Annotated in this window: 10 protein-coding genes; 4 read left to right on the plus strand and 6 right to left on the minus strand. The window is 72.6% G+C overall.

The window, feature by feature from the left end:
- Positions 1-5: 5 nt before the first annotated feature.
- Both AB0J04_RS04130 and AB0J04_RS04135 read right to left on the minus strand, forming a co-directional pair.
- Positions 6-1,775, minus strand: coding sequence for a hypothetical protein (locus AB0J04_RS04130; RefSeq protein WP_363166816.1), 1,770 nt, complete (start codon positions 1,773-1,775; stop codon positions 6-8).
- A gap of 186 nt (positions 1,776-1,961) precedes the next feature.
- Positions 1,962-3,347, minus strand: a complete 1,386-nt coding sequence (locus AB0J04_RS04135) for a transcriptional regulator (protein ID WP_363166817.1) — start codon at positions 3,345-3,347, stop codon at positions 1,962-1,964.
- A 373-nt stretch (positions 3,348-3,720) separates the two neighbouring features.
- Between AB0J04_RS04135 and AB0J04_RS04140 the strand changes: the two genes are divergently transcribed.
- From AB0J04_RS04140 to AB0J04_RS04150, 3 genes are all read left to right on the plus strand, one after another.
- Entirely contained in the window at positions 3,721-4,383 is a 663-nt protein-coding gene (locus AB0J04_RS04140; protein WP_363166818.1) for a bifunctional DNA primase/polymerase, read from the plus strand.
- A 144-nt stretch (positions 4,384-4,527) separates the two neighbouring features.
- Positions 4,528-5,304 (plus strand): ABC transporter ATP-binding protein, encoded by a 777-nt coding sequence (locus AB0J04_RS04145; protein ID WP_363166819.1) that lies wholly within the window; start codon positions 4,528-4,530, stop codon positions 5,302-5,304.
- Positions 5,301-6,929 carry a transporter gene (locus AB0J04_RS04150; RefSeq protein WP_363166820.1) on the plus strand — a complete coding sequence of 543 codons (1,629 nt, stop codon included), beginning with the start codon at positions 5,301-5,303 and terminating at the stop codon, positions 6,927-6,929. The genes AB0J04_RS04145 and AB0J04_RS04150 overlap by 4 nt, the downstream gene beginning before the upstream one ends.
- Positions 6,930-6,938: 9 nt before the next feature.
- Here AB0J04_RS04150 and AB0J04_RS04155 read toward each other — a convergent pair whose 3' ends face one another.
- A complete protein-coding gene (locus AB0J04_RS04155; RefSeq protein WP_363166821.1) occupies positions 6,939-7,910 on the minus strand; it encodes an alpha/beta hydrolase in 972 nt (323 codons plus the stop codon).
- Between the two features lie 541 nt (positions 7,911-8,451).
- The gene (locus AB0J04_RS04160; protein ID WP_020130217.1) at positions 8,452-9,144 is read right to left on the minus strand and encodes a metal-dependent transcriptional regulator; all 693 of its coding nucleotides are present in this window, start codon (positions 9,142-9,144) and stop codon (positions 8,452-8,454) included.
- A gap of 300 nt (positions 9,145-9,444) precedes the next feature.
- On the opposite strand from AB0J04_RS04160, the gene AB0J04_RS04165 reads away from it, so the two are divergent.
- Positions 9,445-10,200 (plus strand): SIS domain-containing protein, encoded by a 756-nt coding sequence (locus tag AB0J04_RS04165; protein ID WP_363166822.1) that lies wholly within the window; start codon positions 9,445-9,447, stop codon positions 10,198-10,200.
- A 33-nt stretch (positions 10,201-10,233) separates the two neighbouring features.
- On the opposite strand, the gene AB0J04_RS04170 is transcribed toward AB0J04_RS04165, so the two are convergent.
- Entirely contained in the window at positions 10,234-11,676 is a 1,443-nt protein-coding gene (locus AB0J04_RS04170) for a PAS domain-containing protein (RefSeq protein WP_363166823.1), read from the minus strand.
- Positions 11,677-11,779: 103 nt separating this feature from the next.
- Positions 11,780-12,232 (minus strand): GNAT family N-acetyltransferase, encoded by a 453-nt coding sequence (locus AB0J04_RS04175; RefSeq protein WP_363166824.1) that lies wholly within the window; start codon positions 12,230-12,232, stop codon positions 11,780-11,782.
- Positions 12,233-12,618 lie beyond the last annotated feature (386 nt).

Below are 12,618 nucleotides of genomic sequence, written 5' to 3' on the forward strand. Positions count from 1 at the left end.
GCCGGTCACAGCTGCACGGGCTGGCGCTGCGTCAGGTCGTACTCCTTCGCGATCGCGTTCCACAACTTCGCGGCCTGGGACTTCTGGGTGCTCGCGATGCCGCTGTCCCGGTTGGCGGCCTGCGTCTCGGCGGTCGCGCGGGCCGTGCCCTTCTTGCAGCTCTTCTTCTTCGAGGCGGCGGTCTGGTCGGCCCAGGCCGCGTAGTGGTTGTCCGCGGACGCCGACGCCTGCCAGGCCTTGGTGAGAGCGGTCGTCAGCGCCGCGTGGTCCGGAAGCTGGTCGACCTTCAGCGCGGCCAGACTCGTGACCAGGCCGGTGCGCTGCTCCGCCGCGTCCCGCAGATCCGTGGCGGCCTGGGCGAGGTTGCCGCACGCCTTCACATCGGCCACCGCGCTGATCACACTGGCCCGGCTGGCACCGCTGTCGGCCAGCAGCTTGTCCAGTGCGACGGCCTGCTGCTCGGCCGCCCCGCCGGACGTCGACGCAGACCCGTCGGCCGCGGGAGCCGACGCGGCGACGGTCTTGTTGTCGTCGCCCTGATCGCCGCCCCCGCCCGCGAGCATCGCGCCCGCGCCGACGCCGACCACCGCGAGGGCCACCCCGATCGCCGCGAACAACGGCACCCGTGAGCCGGTACGGCCGCCCCGGCCGCCCCCGTCGTCGTCGCGCGCCCCGCGCCGTCCGCCCGCCGAAGGACCGCCCGGCTGGGCGTAGGGCGGGGTGTAGGCGGGCTGCGGGGAACGCGCGGCGGGTCCGCCGCCGTAGCCCGGCCGGCCGGGCGGCTCGGAGAAGCGCGGGAGCTGCTGGGTGGACCCGGCGGGGCTCTCGCTGCCCGGGCCGCTGCGGAAGAGGTTCTCGAACTCGGCGGGCGGCTGCCGGTCCCCACCGTCGTGCGCGGGGACGGGCGGGATGTACTGCGTCGCCTCGGCGTCGGGGTGTGCGCCGGCCGGCTGTGCGCCGGGCGCGGGCATCGGGCCCGGCGTGTGCTGCGGGTCGTGCTGCGGGGTGCGGCCCAGGAAGTGGGTGGACTCGGCCGGCGCCTCGGGCGGCAGAGCGCCCGGCGCGACCGGCGGCAGGTACTGCGTCGCCCCCTCGTCCATGGGCGCGGCGGCGGGAACGGGCGGCAGGTACTGGGTGGCGCCCTCGTCGGCCCGGGCTGCCGGGACCGGCGGTATGTACTGGGTGACGCCCTCGTCGACCGGGGCTGCCGGGACGGGCGGTATGTACTGGGTCGCCCCCTCGTCGACCGGCGGCAGGGGGACGCCCGGCGTGCCCTGGCCGTACGTCGGGTTCGCCGGCGCGGGTGCGCCCTCCGGCGGCAGCGGGCCGGCGCCGACCTGGGCGCCGCCGTTCCACTGCTGCTGGGGCTGCTGCTGGTTCTGGTTCTGCTGGTTCTGCTGGTTCTGGTGTTCTTGGTGTTGCGGGTATGTCTGATCCGCGGGGAGCGGCCAGCCCTGGGCCGGCTGCTGCGAGGCGGGGGCCTGCTGGTCGGGACCCCAGGTCTGCCCCCAGGTCTGTCCCCCGGCCGGCGCCTGCTGCCCGTGGCCCGGTTGCCCGTGGCCCGGTTGCCCGTACTCGGATCGTCCGTAGTCCTGCTGCCCGTACGCCGACTGCTCACGCTCGGGCTGCCCGTACTCCGGGCGGCCGGGCTGTGAAGCGCCGTACTGGCCGGAATAGTGTCCCGGCAGCAGGGGTTCCCCACCGTCGGAGGGCAGCACGATGCCTTCGCGCGCGGGCTGCGCCGAGGGCTCCTCGCCCTGTCCACTCTGCGTCACCGGGACTCCTACGAATGGGGGACCTTCGGAATCGTCGGCTCACGCTACCGGGTACCCGGAACCCCGTGCCACGCAGCTCAGGGCGTGATCTGCCTCCCAGCCAGGACCTGTCCCGGTCCGGCAGTGACCTGGGTAACAGATCCGGAGCGCCGTGCGCTGTATCCGCCGCAGCGGCGCCCCGTCCGTTCACGCCGCGGTCTGCAACTCCAGCCGCGCCCCGAACTCCCGTACCACCGACTCGTCCCGAAACGGTTCCAGCCGCTGTTGAAGATCCTCGAGATACTCGGCCCCCCGGTTGGAACGGAGCGTCTCCAGGAGCTCGACCGCCCGCAGACCGGTGGTGCAGGCCTGCTCGATCTCGCGCTGCTGCACCTGCGCCGTGGCCAGCAGGACGTACCCGATCGCGCGCCGGCGCGCACGGCTCTCCGGGTGCCCGGCGAGGGACTCCTCGGCGCAGCGCGCCGCCGCCTCGGCCTGGCCCAGGTCGCGGTGGCAGTGCGCCAACTCGTCGGCGAGATAGGCCTCGTCGAAGTGCGCGATCCACGCCGGGTCGTCCCCGGAGGACGGATCGGCCGCCTCCAGCGCCGACACCGCGCGGCCGGACGCCGCCTGCGCCCCGCGGGCGTCGCCCATCAGCGCGTGCCCCCGCGCCTCGGCCGCGAGGAACATCGCCTCCGCGCGCGGGGTCACCCGGCCCCGCGCTCCCTCCTGCGCCGCCCGCGCCAACTGCGCGATCTCGCGCGGGTTTCCGAGCTGCGCGGCGAGGTGGCTCATGGACGCGGCGAGGACGTAGCCGCCGTACCCGCGGTCGCCCGCCGCCTGGGCGAGTCGCAGGGCCTGGATGTAGTAGCGCTGGGCGAGGCCCGGTTGGCCGGTGTCGACGGCCATGTAGCCGGCGAGTTCCGTCAACCGGGCGACGGAGGCGAAGAGTTCACGGCCCACCGCTTCCCGGTAGGAGCCGGCCAGCAGGCCCGAGACGACGCTGTTGAGGTAGTGCACGACGACCGGACGCACATGCCCGCTGCCGTACTGGTGGTCCAGGTCCACCAGCGCCTGCGTCATCGCCTTGACGGCCGCCACGTCGGACAGCCCGACCCGGGGTCCCGCCGAGCGCGCCACCTGCGCGTCGGGCGAGGAGATCAGCCAGTCGCGGCTCGGCTCGACCAGCGCCGAGGCGGCAACGGACGAACCGGAGAGGAAGTCCCGCCGGCCCACGTCGCTGCGCCACAGCTCGCAGACCTGCTCGATGGCCCCCAGTACCGTCGGCGAGAACTGGAGACCCACGCCCGAGGCGAGGTTCTTGCCGTTGGCCATGCCGATCTCGTCGATCGTGACCGTACGGCCGAGCTTGCGGCCCAGGGCCTCCGCGATGATCGCCGGAGCGCGTCCGCGCGGCTGCTGTCCGCGCAGCCAACGGGCCACGGACGTCTTGTCGTAGCGCAGGTCGAGGCCGTGCTCGGCGCCGCACATGTTGACGCGGCGGGCGAGCCCGGCGTTCGAGCACCCCGCCTCCTGGATGAGCGCCTGCAGCCGTTCGTTCGGCTGCCGCGCGACTAGCGGCCTTGCGGCCATGGGCACTACCCCCTGTGGCTGCGGTGACCGGGGCGGCGGGTGCCTGCCCACACACCGAGTTGACGTGTCTTCCACCGTGTCTTCCACCGAAAAGTTCCGGCCGAGAAGATCAATGCCCCACGGACATACCGAAAATGCGAGGCATGAGAGTATTCCTGATGATTACTGCTCATTGCCGGTGATTGCTGTGATTGCCGAGCAATACGGAGAATTGCCGGGTTACCGGCGGAAGCCGCCCCCTACCTGGATACCCCGCTCCCGCGCCCGTTCCTCCCGCGCGCCCCCGCACATGCACCCATGCGCCCCGGACGCGGAATCGATGCTCCTCCCCCGCGCAATGTGGCGGGCGTAACCCCTGGTGACGGCTAGAGTTGTGTTCATCGTGGAAGAGACCATCGCGGGCGCCGACGCCACTCAAATCCCGAAGCAGCGCGGGGAATCGCTGCTCGATACCGCTGTTCGCTACGCCGAGGAACGTCATTGGGACGTGTTCCCCGGCACCTGGCTGAAAGCCGTCGACGGAGTGCAACGCTGCTCCTGTGACGACGCCGCGTGCACCGCGCCGGGCGCGCACCCCGCACGCCCCGACTGGGCGACGCAGGCCACCGGCAGCGCGACGGTCGCGCGCCGGATGTGGCAGAAACAGCCGACCGCCTCGATCCTGCTGCCGACCGGCCGTACCTTCGACGCGATCTCCGTGCCGGAGACGGCCGGGTTCCTCGCGTTGGCGCGGATGGAGCGGATGGAGTTGACGCTCGGTCCTGTCACGTTGACGCCGGACCGCCGGATGCAGTTCTTCGTGCTGCCGGGGGCGTCGGCGAAGGTGCCGGACCTGGTGCGCAAGCTGGGCTGGTCGCTGGGGGCGCTGGATCTGGTGACGCTCGGCGAGGGCACGTACGTGGCTGCGCCGCCTACGCGGTTCGGGTCCCGGGGGGCTGTGCAGTGGGCCTGCCGACCTACCGCGGCCAATCGGTGGTTGCCGGACGCGGAGGAGTTGATCTCGCCGCTCGCGTATGCGTGTGGGCGGGATCGGTAGTTTCGCGAGTACGGGCCGTGTGTGGCTGGTCGCTCCCCCACTCTCGGCTTCGCTCGAGCGGGGGGACCCCCATCGCGGCGGAGCCGCGTATCGGGCACAGCTCCGCGCCCCCTCAGGTGGGTCACCTGACCGTAGGGTGCATGTATGACGTCTGCCGCCGTACGTGTGAACGGGCTCTGGAAGCGGTTCGGGCAGCAAGTCGCTGTTGCCGGGATCGATCTGGAGTTGCCCGCCGGGAAGTTCATCGGGCTCGTCGGGCCGAACGGGGCGGGGAAGACCACGACCCTGTCGATGGTGACCGGGCTGCTGCGGCCCGATCAGGGGTCCGTCGAGGTCGTCGGACACGACGTGTGGCGGGACCCCGTCGAGGTGAAGGCGCGGATCGGGGTGCTGCCGGAGGGGCTGCGGCTGTTCGAGCGGCTGTCGGGGCGCGAACTGCTCGGCTACAGCGGGCGATTGCGGGGGCTGCCCGGTGCCGAGGTCGACAAGCGGGCCACGCAGTTGCTCGACGTCCTCGACCTGGCGGGCGCCCAGCACAAGCTCGTCGTCGACTACTCGACCGGCATGCGCAAGAAGATCGGACTCGCGACCGCGCTGCTGCACAATCCCGAAGTCCTCTTCCTCGACGAGCCGTTCGAAGGCGTCGATCCCGTCTCCGCGCAGATCATCCGGGGCGTGCTGGAGCGGTACACGGCGTCCGGGGCGACGGTCGTCTTCTCCTCCCATGTCATGGAGCTCGTCGAGTCGCTGTGCGACTGGGTGGCGGTGATGGCCGCCGGGCGGATCCGGGCGCACGGGACGCTGGCGGAGGTGCGGGGGTCGGCCCCTTCGTTGCAGCAGGCGTTTCTCGAACTCGTCGGGGCGCAGGGCCGGGACACCGGCTCCGAACTCGACTGGCTGGGCGGCGGGGCGGGCCGGTGAGCGGGCAGACCCCCCGGCCGGTCGCCGTGGGCTCCTCGCCCGGCCTCGTCTCCACCGTCGTCCGGCTGAAGCTGTCGCTGCTGCGCAACGGGCTGCGGCAGTCCGCCGGCCGGCGGGCCGCGTACGTGGCCTCCGCCGTCGTCACGCTGCTGTTCGCCGCGTTGCAACTGCTCGGGCTGATCGCGTTGCGGGGGAACGACCACGCGGTGTCGGTCGTGGTGCTCCTGGTGGCGGTGCTGGGGCTGGGGTGGGCGGTGATGCCGCTGTTCTTCCCCAGCGGCGACGAGACCCTGGACCCGACCCGGCTGGTGATGCTGCCGCTGCGGCCCCAGCCTCTGGTGCGGGCGCTGCTGGCGGCCTCGCTGGTGGGCATCGGGCCGCTGTTCACGCTGCTGATGCTGGTGGGGTCGGTGATCTCCGTGGCGCACGGGGCGGCCGCCTGGGCGGTGGGCGCGCTCGCCCTCGCCCTGGGGCTGCTGATGTGCGTGGCGTTCGCGCGGGCCGTGGCCGCCGCCAACATCCGGCTGCTGTCCAGCCGCAAGGGGCGCGATCTGGCGGTGCTGAGCGGGCTCGTGATCGCGGTCGGGGCGCAGGTCGTCAACTTCGGGGCGCAGCGGCTCGGAACGGCCGGGCTGGGCGAGCTCGATCCGCTGGCGGGCGTGCTGCGCTGGGTGCCGCCCGCCTCGGCGGTCGGCGCGGTGGACTCGGTGAGCAAGGGGGCGTACGGGGTCGCCGTCGCGCAACTCGTCGTCAGCGGGGCGGCGTTGGTGCTGGTGATGGGGGTGTGGGCGCGGACCATGACGCGGCTGATGACCTCGCCGGACGGTTCCACGCTTCAGGCCGCCGAGCCGGCCGCGCGGGACCGGCGTCGCTCGGCGGGACTGTCACGGCTGCTGCCGGGCGGGCGCACCGGCACCGTGATGGAACGCAGCCTGCGCTATGTCTGGCGTGACCCGAAGACGAAGGCGGCCTGGGTGACCTCGCTGGCCATCGGGCTGATCGTGCCGGTCTTCAACGCGCTGCAGGGCGTCGGCTCGCTCTACTTCGCCTGCTTCGCCGCCGGAATGCTCGGCATCCAGATGTACAACCAGTTCGGGCAGGACACGTCCGCGTTCTGGATGGTCGCGATGACGGTGTCGTCGACGCGGGACGCCTACGACGAGTTGCGGGCGCGGGCGCTGGCCCTGCTGCTGATCACCCTGCCGTACGCGACGCTGGTGACCGTGCTGACGACCGCGCTGCTCGGCGACTGGGCGAAGCTGCCCGAGGCGCTGGGGCTGTCCCTCGCGCTGCTCGGCGCGATGCTGGCGACGGGCGCCTGGACCTCGGCCCGCTTCCCCTACTCGATCCCGCAGGAGGGCTACAAGAACGTGGCCCCCGGTCAGGCCGGTCTCGCCTGGATCGCGGTCTTCGGCGGGATGGTCGCGGCGGCCCTGCTGTGCGCCCCCGTCATCGCGGTGACGATCTGGCTGCACGTCAGCTCGGGCGGGGAGGCGTGGACCTGGCTGCTGCTGCCGGGAGGCTCGGTGTACGGGGCGGCGATCACGCTGCTGGGGCTCCGGCTGGCCGCCCCGCGAACGGCGACACGGCTGCCGGAGATCCTGGCGGCGGTGAGCAAGGGCTGACGGCGCCTCTCAGGGGGTTCCGGGGCTTCCGGGGGTGAGGACGGCCTCCAGGAAGGGTTCGATCGCCGTGCGCCAGCCCTCCGGCTGGTCGTAGTGGACGAGGTGGCCGGCGTCGGCGACCTCGGCGTACTCGCCGCGCGGCAGGACGCGGACCATTTCCTGGGCCTCGGCGCGGCCGAGCTCGCCGTCGAGGCCGCGGACGACCAGGGCGGGGCACCGGACCTGGGTGAGCTCCTCCCAGTGCGCGTCGTAGACCCACGTCTCGCGGGACTTGAGCATCTGCTCGGGCTCGAAGACGGGCCGCCAGCCGTCGGGCGACTCCTGCATCACCTCGGCGTAGAACTCGCCCCGGGAGGGGTTCGGGCGTTCCACCCAGGGGTCGTCCTCGCCGAACCACTTGCGGACCTCGGCGAGCGTGGCGAAGGGGGCGGGCCAGGACTTGAACCAGTCGCCCCACTCGCGCTGCGAGGCCGCGCCGAGCGCGGAGGCCCGCATGTCGCAGACGACCAGGCCGCGCACCAGGTCGGGGCGCCTGGCGGCGAGCTGCCACGCTGTGAGCGCTCCCATGGCGTGGCCGATGAGGACGACAGGGGCGAGGCCGAGCTGTTCCAGGGCCGCTTCCGCGTCCTCGACGTAGGCCTCGCGGGTGAAGGCCGCCTGCGGCGGCTTCTCGCTCTGGCCGTGGCCGCGCTGGTCGAGGGCGACCGCGCGATGTCGCTCGGAGAGCCAGCGGGCGGTGGACGCCCAGTGCGAGGCGCGGCCCATCAGACCGTGCAGTAACAGGACGCTCGGCCTGCTTCCCTCGCCGCCGTCGGCCGATGGGAGTCCCCGCTCCTCCGGCGGGTGCGGCGAATGTGCCGACTGCGCCGGAATCACGGGTCCCGGCCCGGCCTTCGCCGGGTCGCCCTTCGGCGGGTCGCCGAACTCCCAGGCCGCCAGGCGTACGCCGCCCGCCCCGGTCACGTCGATGCGTCGCGCCATAGGTCCTGGCACCCCCCTAGCCGTCGTACCGCTGCGCTGCCGATGCCTTCGTACCGCCTTCGATCACCCGCAGGCTATCGAATGCCCTTTCGAGAAATACACTCTCCGCACACAACACCCCTCGTTCGAGTGACCTCGCTCAAGGAATGATCGGCGTCGCCGAGGGGAGACCTTCAACGGGAGGCGGACCGCTCGGGGAAACCGGTCCGAGGGGAATGACCTTGAGAGCTCGGGGCTCCAGGTCATGACAGGGGAGGACAGGCCCCGGTGCCTTACGGCACCGGGGCCTTCCACTGCTCTGCGGCACATCATCCCGCCCCCTCAGGTCATATGCCTCACGCGACAGCCTGGCACGTGAAGCGGCGGAGCGCTGCGATTCGACACAGGGAACCTCCGATTCGACGACATCGACAGGACGCCACAACTGCCCCATGGGCCCCGGGAGTTGAACAATGCTCAGCGTTTCAACAGCAGGCCGTACGCGAGCCCTTCGTCCAGCCCGTTCTCGGGCCTGTGCTCGGGCCCGTTCTCAGGCCTGTGCTCAGCGCTTCGCGACGAAGACGTGGGACGCGACGTCCGACTCCAGCTCGGCGGCCTCGCCTCCGCTGCCGACCAGCACACCGCCCGCCGACTCCGTCACGCTCACGACCGAACCGGGCTGCACGCCCGCGCGGCGCAGCGTGTACATCAGCTGCGCGTCCGTCTGGATCGGCTCGCCGATGCGGCGTACGACGACCGTCTTGCCCTCCAGCCCCGGGTCGAGGTCGGCCAACGAGACCATCCCCTCGTCCAGGAACGGGTCGGCGCCGTCCTTCTCGCCCAGCTCCTCCAGGCCCGGGATCGGGTTGCCGTACGGCGACTCGGTCGGGTGCCGCAGCAGCTCCAGCACGCGCCGCTCGACGGCCTCGCTCATCACGTGCTCCCAGCGACAGGCCTCCGCGTGCACCTGCTCCCACTCCAGGCCGATCACGTCGACCAGGAGACACTCGGCGAGGCGGTGCTTGCGCATCACGCGCGTGGCGAGCCGACGGCCCTCGTCGGTGAGCTCGAGGTGCCGGTCGCTGGCCACCGAGACCAGGCCGTCGCGCTCCATGCGCGCCACCGTCTGGCTGACCGTCGGTCCGCTCTGGTCGAGGCGCTCGGCGATCCGGGCACGCATGGGGACCACCCCTTCCTCCTCCAGCTCGAGGATGGTGCGGAGATACATCTCCGTGGTGTCGATCAGTCCGGACATTCGTGCCCCTCGATTAGCTCTGCCGAAGGCTGGACCGCTCTCCGGCGCGTGCGCTGGCCCTGGAGTCAATTCTGCCGGATACCACTGACAAGCGTGCCGCGCCGTTGAAACGAGGCGGTTACATCGGGGGTGATCAGGGGGCGCGCCCACGGAACGGGCCTCCACGACGCCCGCGCGACGCCTCCGCTCCCCCGCCGCCCCCGGCGTCACCGGTGTTACCGGCCGTATTGACAGCGCACTGGTCCAGACCGCACGGTGATCCGCGACACGGACACCGCAAACGGCAAAGGGGCCCCTCGGATGAGCGACAGCAAGCTCGCCGCCCAGTTCTTCGACGCCGCGATCGCCCTGCTGCAGCGGGCGCGCGACGAGGAGGCCGAGGCCGTCGAGGCCGCCGGCGCGCTCCTCGCGGACACCGTGGCGGCGGGCGGCCGGCTCTTCGCCTTCGGCGCCGGGCACTCCTCGCTCGCCGCCCAGGACGTCGTCTACCGCGCGGGCGGCCTCGCCCTGATGAACCTGCTCGCGGTGCCGGGCGTCGTCGGCGTCGACGTCATACCCGCCACCCTCGGCTCGGCCCTGGAGCGCGTCGGCGGCCTCGCGGGCGCCGTCCTGGACACCTCGCCCGTCCGCGCGGGCGACGCCCTGGTGATCATCTCGCTCTCCGGCCGCAACGCCCTGCCCGTGGAGATGGCCCTGAACGCCCGCGCCCTGGGCGTGAAGGTCATCGGCGTGACGTCGGTTGCCTACGCCTCGGAGACGACGTCCCGCCATGTCTCGGGGACGTTCCTGCGGGACCACTGCGACGTCGTCCTGGACTCGAAGATCGCGGTCGGCGACGCCGAGCTGACCCTGGACACCGTCCCCGCGCCGTTCGCCCCCGCCTCCACGGTCGTCACCTCGGCCCTGCTCCAGGCCGTCATGGCCACCGCGGCCGGCGCCCTCGCCGAGCGCGGCATCGAGCCCCCGCTGCTGCGCTCCGGCAACGTGGACGGCGGCCACGACTGGAACGGGCGGATCATGGACGAGTACGGGGACCGGATCTTCTACCGCCGCTGAGACGAGCAGCTGACACGCGCCACGCGCGTGTGTTCAGTCCTCGGCGGCAGCCTCGGTCAGGTCCGCCAGGTCCAGGGCGGTCGCTATCCGCAGGGCGACGTCCTCCGCGTACGACGCGTCTGTGCGCTCGAAGGACGTACGGCCGCCGCCGCGGAGGAACGTGACGACGCCCAGGGTGCGGCCGCGGCTGCGCAGCACCGCGCACAGGGCGTGCACCGTGTCGTCGGGCCACTGGCGCGCCCGGGCCCACTCCCGGGCCTCGTCCGCCGCCACGGAGCCGACACCGGCCCGCACGGAGCCGTTGCGCGCCACGCACTGCAACGCCGGGTGCGTCTCGCCGTAGCGGACGGGCAGCCCCGCGTGTCCGGTGAGCGCGCTGGGGCCCGGCCCGCCCGACGGGGTGGCCGCGACCCGCATCAGCCGCAGCGGACCGGCCGCGTCCGCCGACGCACGGCCCATCACCCGGTCGACCAGGGCGTGGTCGGCGAACCCGGCGAGCGCGAAGTCGAGGTGGACGGTGGCCGCCTCGGCGGGGTCCTCGCACTCGGCGGCCGCACGGGCGGCCCGGTGCAACTGGTTGGCGCGGAAGCGCAGCAGCGAGGCCTCCTGCTCGCCCTGTTTGGCCTCGGTGACGTCCTGGAAGAGCCAGCCGACCCCGAGCGGCACCGGCTCCTCGGCGAGCGGCGAGGCGAGCCGCAGGAAGCCGCTGCGCCAGCAGCGCCTTTTCTCGCCCTCCGGGGTGCGCACCCCGACCCAGAGCTCGGCGGGGGCGGGCGGGGCGCCCTCGGCCAGGACGTGCGTCAGCGCGTTCTCCAGCTCCTCGGCGCCTTGGGTGAGCAGTTCGCCCAGCGGGCGGCCCAGGACGGCCGTGCGGCCGGTGCCGAGCGCGCGGGCGGCGTGCGCGTTGACGACGGCGGGGCGCAGGTCGGCGTCGACCAGCACGACGCCCCAGGAGGCGTCGTCGAAGAGGGCCTCGCTGAGGGCGATGGAACGCTCCAGGTCGATCTGGGCGTGCACCTCGCTGAAGGCGCAGTACAGCCCGGCGGGCTTGCCGTCGGGGCCGCGCACGGCGGCGGACTGGGTGCGGACGAGGACCCGGCCGCCGTCCTTCGTCACCAGCGCGAACTCGTGCACCTGGCGGCCCTGCGCGTGCATGGCGGCCATCAGCCGCCCCTCGATGTCCTCGGCGTCGGCCTCGCGCACCGCCCAGCCGGCGAAGCCGTGCCGGCCGACGGCTTCGGCGGCGCTCCAGCCGAGGATGCGCTCGGCCTCGCGGTTCCAGTGGGTGACGACCCCGTCGCCGTCGAAGGCGCACAGGGCCGCGTCCATGCCGTCGAGCAGCGCGGCGAGCAGGTCGGCGCCGTCCGGGCCGACCGGACCCACGGTCTGCGGGCCGTCGTCGTCCGACCGCTCGGGCTGCTCGGGCTCGTCCGGCCCCAGCTCGTCGGTGGTCCCACTACGCCGGGAAGCACTCACCTGGACCCCCTGCAGGTTCGCTCACTTGCCCTCATTCAACTCGAACGTGACGCAGCCCACATATGGTTCCCGCAAGATTGCAGAGGAATCGTTGTACCGCCGCCTACTCACAGCGGGGCAGGAGCCGCAGGTCCACCCATTCCGCCGTCTCGCCGTCGAGCACATACCGCTCGACCTCGACGAACCCACGCGCCCGCGCAAACCGCAGGCCGTCCTCGTTGACGCCCAGTACGCACGTCTCGACCGTCCGCGCGCCGAGCACGCGCGCGTGGGCGAGCCCGTTGTCGTAGAGCGCGGATCCGTACCCTCGCCGCCGGAACTCGGGCAGCACGCGCGCGATGACGGTCGCCACCGCGTCCTCGCCCTGCGGCGGCCGCACCGTGGAACAGCCGACCAGGACGTCACCGACGTAGGCGTTCTCCAGCCGGTACCGCCCGGCACGCTCACGCACGTCGTCCAGGGACATCGCGGCCGGCGGCGCGATCACGTCGTGGACGTGCCGCCACTCCTCGAACGCCCTCTCCCGGGCGACAGCCTCGATACGAAGATCAGTCACCGGGTCAGCGAATCGCGCCCCCACGCGCGCGTCAACGCGATTCCGCGCTCCCCGGCCAAAGGCGCCGGGACGTCGCTGGGACGTCGCGTGCGTCAAGTTCTCAAAAAAACACTTGAGCCGACGGCGAGCGCTTCTTAGTGTGGCTACCACTTCGGAGAGGAGGTGGTTCGGCAGATGGATTCATACCGGACGGAAGAGGTGGCTGCGGGCTAGTGGCCCGTCACCACATCTAGTGCGGTGCCGGACCAGCGCGCGCGAGACGCGCGCAGCCGGCCAAACCAACGCAGTCACCCGACCCGCGAGTCGCCGGTACGTCCGGCCGGCCCCTCCCTCAGGGAGGACCAGACTCGCGGGTCGTCTGCTTTTCGCAAGCAGTACGCTGGGCC

The sequence above is a fragment of the Streptomyces sp. NPDC050263 genome, assembly GCF_040655955.1.
Lineage (GTDB): Bacteria > Actinomycetota > Actinomycetes > Streptomycetales > Streptomycetaceae > Streptomyces.

What these genes read in the sequence shown, in the direction of transcription:
- AB0J04_RS04135 (WP_363166817.1), bottom strand. Translation starts at nt 3,347, where the DNA reads ATGGCCGCAAGGCCGCTAGTCGCGCGGCAGCCGAACGAACGGCTGCAG.
- AB0J04_RS04145 (WP_363166819.1), top strand. Translation starts at nt 4,528, where the DNA reads ATGACGTCTGCCGCCGTACGTGTGAACGGGCTCTGGAAGCGGTTCGGG.
- AB0J04_RS04155 (WP_363166821.1), bottom strand. Translation starts at nt 7,910, where the DNA reads ATGGCGCGACGCATCGACGTGACCGGGGCGGGCGGCGTACGCCTGGCG.
- AB0J04_RS04160 (WP_020130217.1), bottom strand. Translation starts at nt 9,144, where the DNA reads ATGTCCGGACTGATCGACACCACGGAGATGTATCTCCGCACCATCCTC.
- AB0J04_RS04165 (WP_363166822.1), top strand. Translation starts at nt 9,445, where the DNA reads ATGAGCGACAGCAAGCTCGCCGCCCAGTTCTTCGACGCCGCGATCGCC.